The organism is Polaribacter sp. Z014, from assembly GCF_023555435.1.
Taxonomy (GTDB): Bacteria; Bacteroidota; Bacteroidia; order Flavobacteriales; family Flavobacteriaceae; genus Polaribacter.
The window spans coordinates 276,087-294,821 of the sequence record NZ_JALCZP010000001.1; the positions used below are offsets into that span (position 1 = coordinate 276,087).

An 18,735-nucleotide genomic window follows, 5' to 3' on the forward strand; every position below is an offset into this window, starting at 1 on the left:
ATAAATTAAACCAACTATAATTTCCCCATTTTTTGAAATAAATCCCAAATAACAACTCCTGTAGTTACAGAAATATTTAAAGAATGTTTGGTACCCAATTGCGGAATTTCAATACACAAATCAGAGGCATTAACCACTTCTTGTTGCACTCCTTTAACTTCATTACCCATTACAATGGCATATTTTTCTCCTTTCGTCGGATAAAAAGTGTCGAGCATTGTAGCATTTTCTGCTTGTTCAATAGACAGGACTTTTACATTTTCTGACTTTAATTTTTCAACTAAAGTCAAGGTATCTTCTACATATTCCCAAGCTACAGATTCTGTTGCACCTAAAGCCGTTTTATGAATATCTTTGTTTGGCGGAGTAGCGCAAATACCACATAAATAGATTTTTTCAATCAAAAAAGCATCAGAAGTTCTAAAAACAGAACCAATATTATTTAAACTTCTAATATTATCTAAAACTACAATTATTGGCGTCTTTTCAACAATTTTAAATTCATCAACTGTAATTCTTCCTAACTCGTTATTCTTTAATTTTCTCATATCTTGTGGATAAGTTCACGGCAAACTGCCAACTGAATACTGCCTACTTTTTCTATCTTCGCAAAACTAACTGAAAATTTCCAAAAACTTGGCAAAATCAAAAGCAAAAAAGGTAACTCCTTTAATGAAACAATACAACGCAATCAAGAATAAATATCCTGATGCAATGTTACTTTTTAGAGTAGGAGATTTCTATGAAACCTTTGGTGAAGACGCTAAAAAAGCTGCCGATGTTTTAGGAATTACCTTAACAAAACGTGGTGCCGGAAGTGAAACAGAAACTGCTTTGGCCGGTTTTCCGCATCACTCATTAAATACCTATTTACCAAAGTTGGTAAAGTTTGGAATGCGTGTTGCTATTTGTGATCAGTTAGAAGACCCAAAAATGACCAAAACCATTGTAAAACGTGGTGTTACAGAATTGGTTACACCCGGAGTTTCTTTAAACGACGAAGTGTTACAAACCAAAACCAATAACTTTTTAGCAGCTGTTCATTTTGATAAAAAACAACTCGGAATTTCATTTTTAGATGTTTCTACTGGTGAATATTTAGTGGCGCAAGGAAATGCAGAATATATTGATAAATTGTTGCAGAATTTTAGTCCTAGTGAAGTCTTGGTTCAAAAACAACACAAACAACAATTTTTAGAACTTTTTGAAAACCGTTATTACACGTTTTATTTAGACGATTGGGTTTTTCAAAAAGAATATGCCAACGAAACATTACAAAATCATTTTGAAGTAAAAAGTTTAAAAGGTTTTGGAATCGAAGATGTTAAAAACGGAATTATTGCTGCCGGTGCAGTGATGTACTATTTATCTGAAACGCAACACAATCAGTTAAAACACATTCAGCATATTAGCAGAATTGCTGAAGATAATTATGTTTGGATGGATCGTTTTACGGTTCGAAACTTGGAGCTTTACAATCCGAATTCCATCAACGCAGTTACCCTTTTAAATGTAATTGATAAAACAATATCGCCCATGGGCGGAAGATTGCTAAAACGTTGGTTGGCGCTTCCTTTAAAAAATATTGATGAGATTAAAAATCGTCATGAATTGGTCAAGTTTTTTATTGATTCAGATGAATTTTCTCAGACCGTAACCTATCAACTAAAACAAATATCCGATTTAGAAAGATTAATTTCTAAAGTGGCAACTGGTAAAGCTTCGCCAAGAGAAATTGTACTTTTAAAAGATTCTTTAAAAGCAATTCTTCCGATAAAAACATCCGCAGAAAGCAGTAAAAATAAAGCAGTAAAACAACTCGGTAATCAATTACACACTTGCCAAGATTTAATTGAAAAAATTAATGAAACCTTATTTGATGATGCTCCGGTAAACATCAACAAAGGAAATGCCATTGCAACGGGTGTTCATCAAGAATTAGACGATTTACGTGCCATTTCTAACTCTGGTAAAGAGTATTTAGATAACATGCTAAAGCGTGAAACAGAGCGCACAGGAATTACAAGTTTAAAGATTTCTTTCAATAATGTTTTTGGCTATTATATTGAAGTTCGGAATTCTCATAAAGACAAAGTGCCAGAGGAATGGATTCGTAAACAAACTTTGGTAAATGCAGAACGATATATTACCGAAGAATTAAAAGAATACGAAACTAAAATTCTTGGTGCAGAAGAAAAAATAGCCAAAATAGAACAAGAAATATTTTCTAAGTTATTACAATATATCATTCAATATGTACAAGTTGTACAAGAAAATGCACAGGTTATAGCAAAAATTGATTGTTTACTTTCTTTTTCTGTTTTAGCAATAGATAACAATTATGTGCGTCCGATTATGGATGAAAGCACCGATTTAGAAATAAAAAATGGTCGTCATCCTGTTATTGAAAAACAGTTACCGATAGATCAAGCTTATATTGCAAATGATGTTGTGTTGAATAGAACTCAACAACAAATAATTATGATTACCGGACCAAATATGTCTGGTAAATCGGCTATTTTAAGGCAAACAGCATTGATTGTTTTATTGGCTCAAATGGGAAGTTATGTTCCGGCTCAGAATGCAAAAATTGGTATTGTAGATAAGATTTTTACCAGAGTTGGTGCAAGTGATAATATTTCTATGGGAGAATCTACTTTTATGGTAGAAATGAACGAAACGGCTTCCATCTTAAATAACGTTTCTGAGCGTAGTTTAATTTTGTTAGATGAAATTGGTAGAGGAACGTCTACTTATGACGGAATATCGATTGCTTGGGCCATTTCTGAGTTCCTACACGAGCATCCAACCAAAGCAAAAACATTGTTTGCAACGCATTATCATGAATTAAATGAAATGACGACTTCTTTTGAGCGCATTAAAAACTTTAATGTGTCTGTAAAAGAATTAGAAAACACCATTATTTTCTTACGTAAATTGGTTTCTGGTGGTTCTGATCATAGTTTTGGTATTCATGTTGCCAAACTTGCAGGAATGCCGAATATGGTAATTCATAGAGCGAATAAAATTTTAGCAAAACTAGAAAAGAACAATAAAAATGCCGAAGTTAAAGACGTTTTAAAACAAGAACAGAATGAAGAAATGCAACTCAGCTTTTTTCAGTTAGATGATCCGCTTTTAGAAAATATTAAAGAAGAAATTTTAGCCACAAATATTGATACTTTAACACCTATTGAAGCCTTAATGAAGTTGAATGAAATTAAAAGAATGTTGATTAAAAAGTAATGGTAAATAATTTAGAACAAGGTTTTTTCGGTATCGGAATTCAGAATGGAAAAACACCCGAAAATTTAGGTGTCCTTTGGCGTTCTGCCCAAAATATGGGCGCTAGTTTTATTTTTACCATTGGCAATCGGTATGCAAAACAAGCTTGCGATACGCACAAAGCCACTGGAGCAATGCCTTATTTTCATTACGAAAATTTTGATGATTTCTTTAACAACTTGCCAAAAGGCGCCATGTTAGTGGGGGTAGAATTAGATGAAAAAGCGGTACAATTAGAAACTTTTAAACATCCGAGACGTTGCGTGTATTTATTAGGCGCAGAAGATCATGGATTGTCTAATGCAGCTATCGAAAAATCGCATCATTTAGTAAAATTTAAATCGGAATTGAGCTTAAATGTTTCTGTTGCAGGAAGCATTATTATGTACGATCGGCAAGCAAAGTTTAATTTTAAAGTTGATTAAAAATCATTATTGTCCGATAAAAGACATAAGACCGCTTCGCTTTTAGAACCAAGAACCAAGACTTGACTCTAATACCTTGACAAAGAGATGTAACTTAAATTAAAATTAGTCTGCCTTTTCTCAGTAATTTTACTTTAAAAAAGCAAGGGTATCATCAAAAAAAACACATAAAACCCTTGTTTTGTAAGATTTATCAAACTGAAAAAAAATATTAATCGGACACTAATGATTAAAAATCTGTAAATATTATAAAATAGGATTCTTTTTATTAATTGGATCTTGCTTTAATAATTTCGTCATACTTTCATACAATTCTGGCTCGTTTTCTTTAAAATATGCTGCTTGTTCAAAAAAGGTTTCTAATGAAACAGAAAAGAACTCGACAAGATTTGTACCTGCATAATCCCTTAAAACGATGTTTTCTTTCGCTTTTATTTTTTTAAATTTCGTTTTTGCTTGACTTTTCCAATTTTCAAAATCACTATTATTAAATATTTTAGAGAAATAAGATCTTGTATGATTCTCAAAAATTAAACAATGACCAAATTCGTGAATAGATAAATTAAGTGCATCATCTGTAATTTTAAAGCCCTTTTCTATTGCAGGCCAAGACATATTTACCTTTTTAGTTGCAATATTTACATCACCCTTAAAAACGGCTGTATTATTTTTATAAGAGTAAGAACTTGGTGCAACAAATACATCATTAAACTTATTTAAAGTATCGGTTTTTAATCCAAATGTAATTTGAACAAAAGCACTCGAAATAATAATTTTCATTTTTTTATTTACAATGAAACCAGGCTCTGAACTGAAGTTTGTTGTAGAAATAAATAACAATGTTCTTAATTGAAAATTAGTTTTATGAACATCTGAAAGGTTCTTATAATATGAATTAGATTTCAGTAAAACTTGATGACACTCAATTTTTGATTTTTTTCTATAAAAAGGAGCTAATATTTTATACTTTATTTTCAAATTTTAATGTTTTATAAAGTAGGAATGATAGTGACAAAGATGTTTAAAAAAGTAACGTGTTTCTGTATGGTTAGTTGCGTGGTTTAAGCAACTAATTTAGTAAATAATTATCGACCAAGAAAGTCCGCGAGGACTTTCGTAAGTAGGCAAGAAGCCAGCAATAAATTATATACGGTGTTGGCAGTAGGCTTTATTTTATTCGATTACCTTTTTGATTTCTTTAATGTTAAATAATAAATCCATTTCACAAATAGCTTTACTAGTATTGTTTTTTTCAAACTTCAGCTTTTTAGAGTTTTCTATAGCATCACCCAACTTACTTCTTAATTTTAAGTAAATATCATTGTCTTGTTTAGTAAAGTATCTCCTTGTCTTTTCGTAATCAGTTATGTGTTTTTTGAGCTGTTTTTCAGCAGAATTACAATCTGTAAAAAGTTTAGTTGTTTTTTCAAAATGAAGCAAAAACCAAAACTCAATGCAAGGGTTATTGACGATAACAATAACGTTTTCAAGTTTTTTAGCTTTTTCTTTTAGTTTTATAAATAATTGCTCACTAGTTTCATTTCCCTTTCTTGCTTCACGGGTTTCTTTTGCAATAACGTCATAGTCAACAATCCAAAGTACCTTTGTGTAGTCTTGAGCTAAACCTATAACCATTTCAAATTGCTCAGATATACTTTTTTTACTAGGAAGTTTTGGTTCTATACTGATGTTAAGTTCTCTTTCGTTACGTTTAAGCATTTGTAAATACCAAACTTCAGTGTCTCCATCTACAACAAATGCAAATGTATTTGCCCCTTTTACTTTAATTTTAGACCTTTTTCTCATAATCGTTAATCAAGGTCAATATAATAATCTCCTAAATTCGGTTTTCCTTTAAGTTTTCCACTTTTGTATGCATTTAAAACATTAGTGGTGTCTCTAATAACAGAAGTGTCAAAATCAGCTAAAGAATATAATTGCGTTGAGCAGTTTTCTAATTTATTAGTGAACCAAATGGCATCATTTCTAAAGATGTCTTTATTGTCTAATATTTCTCGATTGTGCGTAGTAGCCAATATTTGAGAATGTTCTGAATTTACAAGAAATGATAATATGAATTGAATATATAAATCAGGATGAAGAGAAGCTTCTAATTCATCTATTGGAATCAGATGATTGTGTTTAATTAATAAAGCTAATAAACCTGCAAAACCATAATACCTTCTTGTACCTTGAGATTCCAGGTCAATAGGTAGGCTGTATTTTGTACCATTAACGGTATGTTCAAAATCAATGTTTACAGAAGTTATTTTTCTATTTTCTTTTAACTTGCTAACTTTATCATTAGATATTTTAAGTTGTTTTTCCACAAATTCTATCCATTCAGAAGGTACTTCTTTTTCTTCTTCTTGTATTAAAATATCAGATATATGAAAATCAGCTTTTTTAAGAATATTTATTACATCTTTTTTAAGTATTTCTTTATCCTCAATTATTGATGTAATAAAACCTTCTAGATTGGTTTTTGTGTAAACTAATGGTTTAAGGTAGTTGCTAAACCAGTCCAATACCTCATTTAATTCTTCAAAGTCAATATTGGTTTTTAAAAACCCACCTAATACTGTATTATTCCAAAGAGTATTTGACTCTAGTGTTTTCTTAAAAGTCTTATCTTTTGTTATTTTACTACCAAATTTTATCTCCGAAAATTGATTTTTTAAATCAGTTGTTCTTTTATATATATTGGCTTTTTTTGGGTTGTAATTATCTAATTTCTCACTAACGATAGCTTGTTCTGTAAATTCTATCTCGTAATCATATCGTATGCCTTTTTGTAAAAAATCAATAGATAACTTTGAAGTCTGATTTGGTGTTTCTTCATCAAAAAGAAAAGGTTTGAATTTTAATTCGTCAGTTTTCTTTTCTTCAGGCTCAAGAATCAAATCGCGTAAAAACTCTAAACCGTTAAGTATTGTTGTTTTTCCTGATGCATTAGCACCATAAATAAGAGCTAATTTAAGTAACCTAAAACCACTTTTTTTAATTATGTAATAATCATTTAGGTGTTCAGATTTGTCTGCTTCAAATGTCAATGTTTGCTTGTCTTTTATAGAGCCAAAGTTTTGCAAACTAAAATTGATTATCATTTTTGTATCTTAATTTTGTAAGTTGTTTACAAATTAACGGTAATTAATTTAATTTATAGTGTTTTTTAATGTTTAATTTTTGTTAAAGAATCTATTTTTCAGCTTACTGCCAACTATCTATATAACAGTAAAAATTTGTTTTATACCCTAAATTCACAGGGTTTAAAAAAAAGTATTTACTTTTATAATTATTTATAGATATTTAGATTTAGCAATTTATTATATCGTATAAATATACTTGTTAATCCTAAAACAGTAAAATTTATTTTTCACTAAAACGTCTCGAAAATTTGTATAAAAAATATACCGCGGCCGCCAAAAATATTATTTGAATTACTTGCCAAATAAAAACTCCTCCACTAAAGTCGTTTATTAATTCTTCCATAATATATTTTTTTAAAAAAAACTTTAATAATTATCTCTCAACTCTTCAAAAACAGTTTGCATTTTACTTTTTACATCAGCATTAAAATGCATAAAATGATTATTCATATAACTGAATATCAAAATCTTACCAGAGTTTGTAATTAAGTAACCACTTAAATTATAATTGTTCCCCAAAGTACCCGATTTAGCATGAATATAAGGTTTTGAATTTCCTGAAAACCATTTTTTTAAAGTCCCTATTTTTCCTCCAACAGGAAAAAATTGAAACAATCGTTCTTCAGGGATCTTTTGATACATTTTGGTTAAAACTTCCACAAAAGAAATGGGTGTAAATAAATTATACCTACTCAATCCAGAGCCATCTACCCAACGTGGTTTTTGTTGTAAATCTTTCAATTGATTTTCTAATAGATAGTTTCTTGCTTTTGCAGAACTTAACGTGTCTGAAAGAGTGGATGAAGCTAAAACTAAAATCTGTTCTGCTAAAAAATTATCGCTTACTTCCATCATTCTTTTAAACAAAGAGTCTTTAGGAATACTATACGCAATTGTAGACGGTTTTAAAGTCGATTTATGAATTAAACTTACTTTGTTAGGTAAAATATCATTCCAGAGATTTAAAAGCAAAGAATCGCTTATAATCATCGGAATTTCAGTATCTCTTTTTCTATTTCTTCCAAAGTAAAAAGAATTAGAAAGCTCTTTACGTCCGTAACTTTTATCTGTAATTTTTAATTTATCCGCAAAATAATAAGGAGTTACATTTATGGAATCTTCATTTTGGATTGCTACTACATTTCCATACATAGGAAAAGCACTTCTTTCTGGACTAAAATAACTATCAAAATCTTCCCAAGCCCAACCTGGTCCATATCTTTTATCAGAGATATTATTGGTAATTAAATGTACTTTTTTATATTTTTTTGCCAATTTTAAAGCGGTACTATCTTTAAAAAATGGATGTAAAAAAGTAGGATCTCCAGTACCTTGAATGGTAATTGTGTCTTTATTTACAGCATATTTAAAAGCCGGAATTGAATCTGGTAACATTTCTAAACCGGTAAACAGTGTAAAAATTTTGGTATTACTTGCGGGTGTAAAATACTTATCTGCATTATAATTATAAAGTACTTTATCTGCTTTTACATCATAAATATAAATGCCTGTAAATTGATTTTCAAAAAAAGGAGTAGTCATTATTTTATCTATATTATTTGATAGATTTACTACTTTACAACCAACAATGCTAGTGGTTAAAATAAAAATTACAAGTACTCTTTTAAGCATTTACACTATTTTTAAAATATTTTGTTTCTAAACTACAAATATTTTAGTTTGTGAAGATTATATATTGAATAAATATTTACCTTTGTTTTATGAATTCTACTCTTTTATTTATTAGTGGTCCAGAGGTTATGGTTGTCATGTTAATTGTGGTGATGCTTTTTGGTGCAGATAAGATTCCTGAAATAGCCAGAGGATTAGGAAAAGGAATGCGTCAGGTAAAAGATGCAACCAATGATATTAAGAGAGAAATTAACGAAAGTTCTAAATTACCAAAAACAGAAACTGATTCTACTAAAGAAGTTACTCAAGGCGTTAATGAGGAATTAAAAAGTATTACAAAAGACATTAACAAAGGAATTAATTCTGTAAAAGATAATATTGAAGATCTAACAGGACCAATTAAAAGAAATTTTTAGTCGTTTTTTATTATTTCACTCTACTAACTGTTAAACCATCTCTAATTGGTAAAAGAACAGTTTCTATTCTATCATCTGTATTTAATAGTTTATTATACGCTAAAAGTACTTTAGTGTCTTTGTCTTTAGCATCTAATTTTTCTACTACTTTACCACTCCAAAGTACATTATCAGACAAAATAATTCCGCCAGAATTCATTTTATCAATAATTAAATGAAAATAGTTGATGTAATTCTTTTTATCAGCATCAATAAAAACCAAATCAAACTTCTCATCAATAGTTGGTATGATCTCTATGGCATTACCTACAATTTGTTTTATTTGACTTCTAAAACCAGATTTCTCAAAGTATTTATTTTGAAGATTTTCTAGTTCCTCATTCTTATCTAAAGTAAAAATTTTTCCTTCGGATGCTAAACCTTCTGCTAAACACAAAGCAGAATAACCAGTATAAGTACCAATTTCTAAAATGTTTTTGGGTTGCATTAATTTTGAAATCATAGACAATACTCTCCCTTGAAAAGCACCACTTAACATTCTAGGATTCAATACTTTTTGCCAAGTTTCTTTACTTAATTCTTTTAAAATTGTTGGTTCTTGTTGCGAATGTTCCACAACGTAATTATCTATATTTTCTGGTAAAAAATGCATCCTTTTTTAGATTGTTGGATTGTTGGATTGTTGGATTGTTGGATTGTTGGATTGTTGGATTGTAATTTCTAAAAATCTAATATACTAATAATCTAATATTCTAAACTAAAAAAACGGAATCTATATTTCTATAAATCCCGTTTCAATCTAACAAAAAATCAAAAATTGTGATTTTCTAAAAATCACCAAAATATTTTTATATCTTAATTTTATCTAGCTCCTTTTTCAAAGCTTCCTTTTCTTCTTTACTTAAACAACGTTTTGTTTCTTTACAGCTTTTTGCATGCCCTTTATACAAATTTGTAAGCGTATTATTTTGCTTTGTATATAAAGAACAAACCTTACATCGTAAAAAATGAATACTTAATTTCACTTTTTCTCCTAAAGTAGCAGCTCCATATTGGCTTTTGTCACAAATGGTTGTGGCTTCGTCGCAAGTAATTCTTAAACTTTTAAACATTTCTTAATTATTAAACCAATTATCTTCCATACATTTTCTGAGCTGTGTTCTTGCTCTATGAATGATAACCCATAGGTTAGACGCCGTAATATCTAACTCCTTACAAATTTCTTCAGTTTCAAACTCTTGTATGGTTTTCATTCTAAAAACCATCGCATATTTTTCAGGTAAAGCATCTATACAAGATTCTAACTGACTTTTTAATTCTTCGTTTTCAATGGTTTTTTCAGATTGATTGTCCCAACTCTGTGGCACTCTCTCTTCTATCCAATTACCTTCATTTTCACCATCATCATAAAAATTCATTCTAACTTCGGCTTGTCCTTTTTTAGAATTTATTTTACGGTAATGATCTATTATTTTTCTTTTTAAAATAGAAATTAACCAAGTTCTTTCCGTTGATTTACCTTGAAAATTTTTGGCAGATTTTAATCCGGCAAAAAAAGTATCTTGAACTAAGTCTTTAGCTAAATCACCGTTATTTACACGTACAACAGCATAATTATACATATAATCTGCATAATTATCTATCCATTTGTCTGTATTTAATAAAACTTGCTCTTGTATCATTTGATAAATAAAATCCAAATATAATGTTATTCTGTATTACTTTAAAATTTCGTCTCCGATTTATAGCTACCAAAATAATTAACCTATTAAATTTTGCGTCTGAAAAACATCAATAATCTGTATATTTTATAAAGCAATAAATCTAAACAAATAATCAATTCATATTTTTTATTTACTTAAGATTAACGAAAGATTAACTAGTTTAATATTTAATGCTTTTTCTTACATTTACAGTCATTAAAAAAAACATAAAATATGTCAGCAGCAAAAAAAGAATATAAAAAAGTTACGGTAAAGTCTTTAGTAGATATGAAGAAAAATGGAGAGAAAATTTCCATGTTAACTGCGTATGATTTTACAATGGCAAAAATTTTAGATGGCGCTGGTATTGATGTGCTTTTGGTTGGTGACTCTGCCTCTAATGTTATGGCGGGACATGAAACTACATTGCCTATTACTTTAGATCAAATGATTTATCATGCAAGTTCTGTTGTTAGAGCTATCACTAGATGTTTAGTGGTTGTAGACTTGCCTTTTGGTAGTTACCAATCTGACCCAAAAGAAGCACTGCGTTCTGCCATTAGAATTATGAAAGAATCTGGCGGACATTCTATTAAATTAGAAGGCGGTAAAGAAATTAAAGAATCTATAAAAAGAATTTTAAATGCCGGAATTCCTGTAATGGGGCATTTAGGTTTAACACCACAATCTATCTATAAGTTTGGTACCTATACCGTTAGAGCAAAAGAAGAAGAAGAAGCAGAACAATTAATGGAAGATGCGTTAATGTTAGAAAGACTAGGCTGTTTTGCCGTTGTTTTAGAAAAAGTACCTGCTAAATTAGCCAAAGAAGTTGCAGAGGCAATCTCTATTCCTGTTATTGGTATTGGAGCCGGAAATGGTGTTGACGGTCAGGTTTTAGTAACCCATGATATGCTAGGAATGACCCATGAATTTCATCCTCGTTTTTTACGTAGATATTTAGATATGCATACAGAAATGACTGGTGCCTTTAAAAACTATATTGATGATGTAAAAAGTGGCGATTTCCCAAGCGATAAAGAACAGTATTAATTTAGATGGTTAGATGGTTAGATGGTTAGATGGTTAGATGGAAATTTCTAAAATCCAATATATTAAACTACCAATAATCTGTTAAATTGGATTGTTAGATCGTTAGATTGTTGGATTGTAATTTCTAATAATCTAAAATACTAAAAATCTAGTAATCTAAAAATCTAGTAATCTAGTAATCTAGTAATCTAGTAATCTAAAAAAAATAAAAAATGCATCGCTATAAGGATTTAAAGTTTTGGCAGTTAAGTAGAGTCTTTTGTAAAGATATTTACCTTATTACAAAGTATTTTCCTAATGATGAAAAATTTGGATTGACATCTCAATTAAGAAGAGCATCAGTATCAATTCCATCAAATATTGCTGAAGGAGCTTCAAGGGTATCTAATAAAGATTTTGCTCGGTTTTTAAGAATTTCCTTAGGTTCTTGTTATGAAATAGAAACTCAATTACTAATTTCATGTGATTTAGATTTTATTCAAAAAGAAGAATTAGAAAAACTTCAACACACTTTAGACCAAATTATAAAAATGATGTCAAGATTTATTTCCTCTCTAAAAATCTAAAAATCAAACTATCTAAAAATCGAATTTTGAAAATACTACACCTAGACTCAAATCATCCTTTATTATTAAATCAATTAAATGATTTAGGATATCAAAACGATGAAGATTACACTTCTTCAAAAGAAGAAATTTTAGCTAAAATTCACGACTACGATGGTTTTATAATTAGAAGTCGTTTTTCTATTGATAAAGCATTTTTAGATAAAGCAACCAATCTAAAGTTTATTGGACGTGTTGGTGCTGGATTAGAAAATATAGATTGTGAATATGCAGAAAGCTTAGGAATTACTTTAATTGCCGCGCCTGAAGGAAATAGAAACGCTGTAGGAGAACATAGCTTAGGAATGCTATTATCATTATTTAACAAGCTAAACAAAGCGGATAAAGAAGTTAGAAACGGAAAATGGCTACGCGAAGAAAACCGAGGTATTGAACTAGACGGAAGAACAGTTGGTTTAATTGGTTATGGAAATATGGGTAAATCTTTCGCTAAAAAACTACGTGGTTTTGATGTTGAAGTACTGTGTTATGATATAAAACCAAATGTTGGCGATGCTAATTGCAAACAAGTTTCTTTAGAAGAATTACAAGAAAAAGCAGCAATTTTAAGTTTGCACATACCACAAACCGAACTTACTCAAAAAATGATCAATGCCAATTTTATAAATGGTTTTAAAAATAATTTTTGGTTGATAAATACTGCACGTGGAAAATCTGTAGTCACCAAAGATTTAGTTTCAGCTTTAAAAACGGGTAAAATTTTAGGTGCAGGTTTAGATGTTTTAGAATATGAAAAAGCATCTTTTGAAAATCTTTTTTCTGATGATAAAATGCCAGCAGCTTTTCAATATTTAATCAATTCAGAAAACGTTTTGTTAACGCCTCATGTTGCTGGTTGGACTATTGAAAGTAAAGAAAGATTGGCACAAACCATCGTAGATAAAATTAAGGCTAAATTTTGTTAGATACTTTTATTACATCATTCAGACCCTTCTGGTTTCTAAAACCTGAAGGGTCTTTTTATATTATAAAACCTAACAAGAAATTACATAGGTTTGTGTTATCACTGTTATGGGATTTCTCCTAAAGTCGAAATAACAATTTTGTGTGTTTTTTATGTTCAGCTGTGGTTACAACCAGATTTCTCATTTCGACCCTTTTGGGAGAAATCTCATAAAGTTGCTCAGTTTTACATTAGCTTCTTTATAGGTTTATTCAAAACTTCTAATTCACAAAATATGTTTAACTTGTAATCCTTTATCTTTCCGAACAAAGAATAAGAAGAACCTTATTATTGTCAAATTTGAAGAGATTTATCAATCAACAAAAAAAGTCTCATTTCAAAATGACAATTGTATACACCTAAAATTATGCAATACAAAGCCACATCATCAGAAGATTATATAGATCAGGTTCCGGAAGAACGTAAAAGTGCGTTACATAAATTACGTAAAATCATTAAAGAAAACCTACCAAATGGTTTTGAAGAAGGCATTCAATACGGAATGATTGGGTTTTATGTTCCTCATAAATTGTATCCAGACGGATATCATTGTACCCCAAAAGAGCCCTTACCTTTTATGAGTTTTGCTTCACAAAAAAATTCTATAAATTTATATCATAGCGGTATTTATGCCATTCCAGAAATTAAAGATTGGTTTGGCAACAAATATCAAAAACATTGCAAACATACATTAGATATGGGAAAAAGCTGTGTTCGATTTAAAAAAATAGAAGAAATTCCTTTTGAATTAATTGCTGAATTATGTAAAAAAATAACTGTTGATGAGTGGATCGCTGTTTACGAATCTAAAATAAAAAAGAAATAAAATGAAAAATAGAGTTACAGGAATTGGAGGTTTATTTTTTAAATCTGAAGATGCAAAAGCAGCCAAAGAATGGTATAAAAATCACTTAGGTTTTAATACAGATGAATGGGGATGTACTTTTTGGTGGAAAGATGAAAACGGAAATAAATGCTCTACACAATGGAGTCCGTTTGCAGAGGATACCAAACATTTTGAACCTTCTAAAAAGGACTTTATGTTTAATTATAGAGTAGAAAATTTAGTACAATTATTAGCTGAATTAAAGAAAGAAGGTGTTACTATTGTAGGTGAAATGGAAGAATACGACTATGGTAAATTCGGTTGGATTTTAGACAACGAAGGAAATAAAATTGAGCTATGGGAACCTATTGATAAAGCTTTTCTTTAGTTTTACATAACAATAATATAATCAAAAAAATCATGAAAGAAAAAAATAAAAATTCAGACGAAGAAGTAAAAAAAGCAACAAGTTCTATTGCTAATGAAACAAAAGAGAACATTGAAAATACCAAACAGAAATCTAACGAATTTGCAGATACTGCAAAAGAGAAAACAACCGAGTTTGTAGATGATGCTAAAGAAGCTTTAGAGAGTGCAAAAGAAAAAGTAAACGAGCTTTTATCTGATGAAAATATAGAAAAGGTAAAACACAAAGCAGAAGAATATACAGAAATAGCAAAACAAAAAACAACTGAGTTTACAGAAGACGCCAAAGAAACTTTTGAAGACATTAAAGAAAATGCATCTGAATTAGCTGGAGAAGCTGCAGAACATTTAACTGATTTTGCAGAAGATGCCAAAGAGGAACTAAAAGAGATCAAAGAAAAGTCTAAAAGCTTTTTACAACGCTTATTCGGAAAATAATAAAGAGAAGTAATTATGCGTTTTTTATCTGAATACCCAACGGAGGTTTTAATCTTACTCTTTTTAATAATCACTTATTTAATATCTGCCTTTGAAAAAATTTCTGATTGGAAAGGAAGTGTGAATTATATAGAAAGTCATTTTAAAAATTCTCCTTTAAAAAATAAAGTTTCTTTTTTATTGACAATTCTTTTCATAACAGAAATTATTGCATCGATATTAATGATAATTGGAGTGTATCAAATTTACATTTTTCAAATAAAAGAAATTGCATTACTCGGAATAGAGCTTTCTGCGGTAAGTATAATTTTTATGCTTATTGGTCAACGTTTGGCAAAAGATTATCCAGGAGCAATGTCTTTAGGTGTCTATTTTATCATTACACTTTGTGGTGTATATTTATTAAATAAGTAAAATTGATAGTTTTTTAATTATCCTATAAATAATATTTATAAAAAAAGCCCTTAAAACAATCGTTTTAAGGGCTTTTTAAATTTTATTAAACAACTAATACTATTCCTTATATAAAAATGATTTACAAATAGTTTAAAATCGATTTTAGCTCTTTTTAACTACATATATTAAGGAAGAGTACTCAGAAGTTGTTCTTGCTTTAAGATTTGAAACAAAACCTCTATGAAAAGCTTTAAGCGGATTCATTTTACCAGTTTTATATTTTTCACTTAAAAGAGAAACATAATAAGAATCAAATTTCATGGGTATCGTTTTTTCTACCACCATATTTTCTTCAGAAAACAGTTTATGAATTGAGGTTTGAGAAAAATGCCAAAGATGTCTTGGTACATCAAAAGCAGCCCAGTATTCTTTATAATATTTTGCATCGTCGCTTTTATAATTTGGAACCGCAATTACAATCCTTCCATTTTCAGAAAGTAGCTCTTTTAACTTTATAATATATTCCGATAATTTTTCTACATGTTCTAAAACATGCCAGAGAGTAATTACATCAAACTTTTTATTTTCAATTTCAAGTAATTCCTCTTGTAAAACAATTCCTTTTTCATTGGCAATATTTCTTGCATCAGCACTTGGTTCTATACCTAAAACATTCCACCCATTAACATCACATATTTTTAAAAAATCTCCTGTCCCTGCTCCAACATCTAAAATATTTTTAGACTCCGTTTTAAAAGAATTAATTAGCGCTAGTTTTCTTTTTAAGGTTATATTTTTTACAGCTTGATATACTTTATCCATCAATGATTTTTTACTATCAGTATGTGAAATATAGTTTTCACTTTTGTAGTAATTTTCTAAATCTACAGGCACTGGTGAAGTCACCAACATATCGTATTCTGTATTAAACATTACTTCATAAGTTTCATCTGAAACCGTAAAATCTTTACAATTTAAAAAAGGCTCTAATTTTGTATGAAGCACTCTTTTTTTCCCCATAATACTTTTTCTTTTCAAAATGTTCCACGAGGAACATTCACATTTTTTTTCATTATACTATCTACCCATATACACTAAAAGCACAGAAATGTCGCTGGGAGAAACGCCACTAATTCTACTTGCTTGTGATATAGATGTTGGTTGAATTTTACTTAATTTTTCTCTCGCCTCAAATGAAATCGATTTTACTTTTTGATAATCAAATTTAGAAGGAATCATTACATTCTCTAATCTATTTAATTTATCTGCATTGTTTTTCTCTTTCTCTATATAACCAGAGTATTTTAAATGAATAACAGCTTGCTCAATTGCTTCTTTGTCAATTTTATTTTCTTCTAAAAAGACGTTTAATTTCTCGACACTTTTAAAATCAGAAAAATCTAATTGAGGTCTTGCTGCTATTTTATAAAGCTTCATAGATTGATTAATTAAAGCCAAACCTTTTGCTTCTAAAATAGGATTTATCTCTTCTTGCTTTACACTTGTATTTTGTAAAAACTGAATTAATAAATCTGCTTTTTCTTGTTTTTCTATTACTCTATCTAATCTCTCTTGAGATGCTAAACCTAATTTAAACCCTAACGGAGTTAATCTTAAATCTGCATTATCTTGTCTTAACAAGGTTCTATATTCTGCTCTAGATGTAAACATTCTATAAGGCTCTTCGGTTCCTTTAGTAATTAAATCATCTATTAAAACACCTATATAAGCTTCGTTCCTTTTTAAAATAAATGGCTCTTTTTCTTGCGTTTTTAATGCTGCATTTACACCAGCCATTAAACCTTGTGCTGCCGCTTCTTCATAACCTGTTGTTCCGTTTATTTGACCTGCGAAAAATAAATTTTCTATAATTTTTGTTTCTAGAGAATGTTTTAATTGTGTAGGTGGAAAAAAGTCATATTCTATTGCATACCCATAACGTAAGAATTTTACATTTTCGAAACCAGCTACAGAACGAATTGCTTTGTCCTGGACATCTTCTGGAAGAGAAGTTGAAAACCCATTTACATACATTTCACAAGTAGTCCATCCTTCTGGCTCAATAAACATTTGATGTCTATCTTTAGTTGAAAAACGATCTATCTTATCTTCTATCGAAGGACAATATCTTGGCCCTGTAGATTTAATTCTACCATTAAACATTGGCGATCTATCAAACCCTGTACGCAACAAATCGTGCACATCTAAATTGGTATACGTAAGCCAACATGAACGTTGTTTTACCAATGCTTTAGTAGTTGGTAAATAAGAAAACTTTTCTGTTACTTCATCACCAGGTTGCTCAATCATTTTAGAATAATCTAAAGATCGTCCATCAACTCTTGGTGGCGTTCCAGTCTTCATTCTACCAGATTCAAAACCTTTAGCAACTAAATCTTCTGTAATACCGGTAGATGCTCCTTCTCCTGCTCTACCTCCACCAAAACTTTTATCACCAATATGAATTAAACCGTTTAAAAAAGTACCTGCAGTAATTACCACGGTCTTTGCTTTTATTTCTAAACCTAAAGCCGTTTTAACTCCTATAATTTTGTTGCCATCAAACAATAAACCATTTACAGAATCTTGATAAAAATCTACATTTTCTGTTTGCTCTAACATCGTTCTCCAACATTCTGCAAACTGCATTCTGTCGGATTGCGCTCTTGGACTCCACATTGCAGGTCCTTTAGATTTGTTAAGCATTTTAAATTGAATAGCGGTCTTATCAGTTACAATTCCACTGTAACCTCCTAGTGCATCAATCTCTCTTATTATTTGTCCTTTTGCGATTCCGCCCATGGCTGGATTACAACTCATTTGTGCAATATTTTGCAAATTCATTGTAATTAATAAGGTATGCGCACCCATATTAGCAGCGGATGCAGCAGCCTCACTTCCTGCGTGACCACCTCCTACTACAATAACATCGTATGTTGTTGAAAATAAACTCATTTTTTTATAGTTCCACGTGAAACTCTCTTAATTTTTAATTACTAATTTCTTAATTAAAGGCTGCCAATGCTTTATTCTCGGCTGCTCTCATCTTCTTTTTTTCTTCTTCAGACTTATCTTTATAACCCATATAATGCAATACACCATGAATCATTACTCTATGCAATTCATCTATAAAATCTTCCTTAAAATCTGTTGCATTATCTGCTACCCGTTCTACAGAAATATAAATATCACCACTCACCAACTTCCCCAAAGTGTTATCAAAACTAATAACATCTGTAAGTGTATCATGTTGTAAAAACTCCACATTTAATTTATGAAGATATGCATCATCACAAAAAATATAATTGATTTCACCAATACTATAATCATGATTTAAAACAATAGTATCTACCCAATATTCTAGCAGATTTTCATGATCTAATTTAAATTCAGTTTCGTAATTAAAAGTTACCATAC

At 29.8% G+C, this 18,735-nt stretch carries 22 protein-coding genes; 10 read left to right on the forward strand and 12 right to left on the reverse strand.

The features are described 5' to 3' along the window. Positions 1-14: 14 nt before the first annotated feature. Positions 15-548 carry an RNA methyltransferase gene (locus tag MPF19_RS01255; RefSeq protein WP_249986451.1) on the reverse strand — a complete coding sequence of 178 codons (534 nt, stop codon included), beginning with the start codon at positions 546-548 and terminating at the stop codon, positions 15-17. 124 nt (positions 549-672) lie between these two features. Here MPF19_RS01255 and mutS point away from each other — a divergent pair, with 124 nt between their 5' ends. Further along, entirely contained in the window at positions 673-3,246 is a 2,574-nt protein-coding gene (gene mutS / locus MPF19_RS01260) for a DNA mismatch repair protein MutS (RefSeq protein WP_502924904.1), read from the forward strand. Then, a complete protein-coding gene (locus MPF19_RS01265) occupies positions 3,246-3,710 on the forward strand; it encodes an RNA methyltransferase (protein ID WP_249986452.1) in 465 nt (154 codons plus the stop codon). The genes mutS and MPF19_RS01265 overlap by 1 nt, the downstream gene beginning before the upstream one ends. Positions 3,711-3,956: 246 nt before the next feature. Here MPF19_RS01265 and MPF19_RS01270 read toward each other — a convergent pair whose 3' ends face one another. The 5 genes from MPF19_RS01270 to MPF19_RS01285 all read right to left on the reverse strand — a co-directional run bounded on the left by MPF19_RS01270 (position 3,957) and on the right by MPF19_RS01285 (position 8,491). Continuing rightward, on the reverse strand, positions 3,957-4,688 hold the full coding sequence (locus tag MPF19_RS01270) for a zinc-dependent peptidase (protein ID WP_249986453.1): 732 nt from the start codon (positions 4,686-4,688) through the stop codon (positions 3,957-3,959). 195 nt (positions 4,689-4,883) lie between these two features. Further along, on the reverse strand, positions 4,884-5,516 hold the full coding sequence (locus MPF19_RS01275) for an RloB family protein (RefSeq protein ID WP_249986454.1): 633 nt from the start codon (positions 5,514-5,516) through the stop codon (positions 4,884-4,886). A gap of 5 nt (positions 5,517-5,521) precedes the next feature. Continuing rightward, on the reverse strand, positions 5,522-6,817 hold the full coding sequence (locus tag MPF19_RS01280) for an AAA family ATPase (RefSeq protein WP_249986455.1): 1,296 nt from the start codon (positions 6,815-6,817) through the stop codon (positions 5,522-5,524). Between the two features lie 262 nt (positions 6,818-7,079). After that, a complete protein-coding gene (locus MPF19_RS19285; protein WP_284041326.1) occupies positions 7,080-7,202 on the reverse strand; it encodes a hypothetical protein in 123 nt (40 codons plus the stop codon). Between the two features lie 23 nt (positions 7,203-7,225). Beyond that, positions 7,226-8,491 (reverse strand): D-alanyl-D-alanine carboxypeptidase, encoded by a 1,266-nt coding sequence (locus tag MPF19_RS01285; protein WP_249986456.1) that lies wholly within the window; start codon positions 8,489-8,491, stop codon positions 7,226-7,228. A gap of 89 nt (positions 8,492-8,580) precedes the next feature. On the opposite strand from MPF19_RS01285, the gene MPF19_RS01290 reads away from it, so the two are divergent. After that, on the forward strand, positions 8,581-8,907 hold the full coding sequence (locus MPF19_RS01290) for a Sec-independent protein translocase subunit TatA/TatB (protein WP_203392876.1): 327 nt from the start codon (positions 8,581-8,583) through the stop codon (positions 8,905-8,907). Between the two features lie 10 nt (positions 8,908-8,917). Here MPF19_RS01290 and MPF19_RS01295 read toward each other — a convergent pair whose 3' ends face one another. The 3 genes from MPF19_RS01295 to MPF19_RS01305 all read right to left on the reverse strand — a co-directional run bounded on the left by MPF19_RS01295 (position 8,918) and on the right by MPF19_RS01305 (position 10,589). Continuing rightward, complete coding sequence (locus MPF19_RS01295; protein ID WP_203392875.1) at positions 8,918-9,559, reverse strand: O-methyltransferase; 642 nt, start codon at positions 9,557-9,559, stop codon at positions 8,918-8,920. A 196-nt stretch (positions 9,560-9,755) separates the two neighbouring features. After that, the gene (locus MPF19_RS01300) at positions 9,756-10,019 is read right to left on the reverse strand and encodes a hypothetical protein (protein ID WP_203392874.1); all 264 of its coding nucleotides are present in this window, start codon (positions 10,017-10,019) and stop codon (positions 9,756-9,758) included. Positions 10,020-10,022: 3 nt separating this feature from the next. Next, positions 10,023-10,589, reverse strand: a complete 567-nt coding sequence (locus MPF19_RS01305) for a sigma-70 family RNA polymerase sigma factor (RefSeq protein ID WP_203392873.1) — start codon at positions 10,587-10,589, stop codon at positions 10,023-10,025. Between the two features lie 255 nt (positions 10,590-10,844). Between MPF19_RS01305 and panB the strand changes: the two genes are divergently transcribed. The 7 genes from panB (at position 10,845) to MPF19_RS01340 (ending at position 15,336) form a co-directional block, all read left to right on the forward strand. Beyond that, positions 10,845-11,663: a 3-methyl-2-oxobutanoate hydroxymethyltransferase gene (gene panB / locus MPF19_RS01310; RefSeq protein ID WP_203392872.1), complete on the forward strand. Its 819-nt coding sequence runs from the start codon at positions 10,845-10,847 to the stop codon at positions 11,661-11,663. A 212-nt stretch (positions 11,664-11,875) separates the two neighbouring features. Next, a complete protein-coding gene (locus tag MPF19_RS01315; protein ID WP_249986457.1) occupies positions 11,876-12,229 on the forward strand; it encodes a four helix bundle protein in 354 nt (117 codons plus the stop codon). Between the two features lie 26 nt (positions 12,230-12,255). After that, positions 12,256-13,194: a 2-hydroxyacid dehydrogenase gene (locus tag MPF19_RS01320; RefSeq protein WP_249986458.1), complete on the forward strand. Its 939-nt coding sequence runs from the start codon at positions 12,256-12,258 to the stop codon at positions 13,192-13,194. 405 nt (positions 13,195-13,599) lie between these two features. Beyond that, positions 13,600-14,058 (forward strand): DUF1801 domain-containing protein, encoded by a 459-nt coding sequence (locus MPF19_RS01325; protein WP_249986459.1) that lies wholly within the window; start codon positions 13,600-13,602, stop codon positions 14,056-14,058. A gap of 1 nt (position 14,059) precedes the next feature. Then, a complete protein-coding gene (locus MPF19_RS01330) occupies positions 14,060-14,446 on the forward strand; it encodes a VOC family protein (RefSeq protein ID WP_249986460.1) in 387 nt (128 codons plus the stop codon). Between the two features lie 32 nt (positions 14,447-14,478). Further along, the gene (locus tag MPF19_RS01335; RefSeq protein WP_203392867.1) at positions 14,479-14,922 is read left to right on the forward strand and encodes a hypothetical protein; all 444 of its coding nucleotides are present in this window, start codon (positions 14,479-14,481) and stop codon (positions 14,920-14,922) included. Between the two features lie 15 nt (positions 14,923-14,937). Then, on the forward strand, positions 14,938-15,336 hold the full coding sequence (locus MPF19_RS01340) for a DoxX family protein (RefSeq protein ID WP_203392866.1): 399 nt from the start codon (positions 14,938-14,940) through the stop codon (positions 15,334-15,336). 144 nt (positions 15,337-15,480) lie between these two features. Here MPF19_RS01340 and MPF19_RS01345 read toward each other — a convergent pair whose 3' ends face one another. Genes MPF19_RS01345 through ybeY form a run of 3 tightly spaced genes read right to left on the reverse strand, consistent with a single transcriptional unit; the run spans position 15,481 to position 18,733 of the window. Then, entirely contained in the window at positions 15,481-16,338 is an 858-nt protein-coding gene (locus tag MPF19_RS01345; protein ID WP_203392865.1) for a class I SAM-dependent methyltransferase, read from the reverse strand. A gap of 57 nt (positions 16,339-16,395) precedes the next feature. Next, complete coding sequence (gene mnmG / locus MPF19_RS01350) at positions 16,396-18,273, reverse strand: tRNA uridine-5-carboxymethylaminomethyl(34) synthesis enzyme MnmG (protein WP_203392864.1); 1,878 nt, start codon at positions 18,271-18,273, stop codon at positions 16,396-16,398. Between the two features lie 49 nt (positions 18,274-18,322). Further along, entirely contained in the window at positions 18,323-18,733 is a 411-nt protein-coding gene (gene ybeY, locus MPF19_RS01355; RefSeq protein ID WP_249986461.1) for an rRNA maturation RNase YbeY, read from the reverse strand. Between the last annotated feature and the right edge of the window lie 2 nt (positions 18,734-18,735).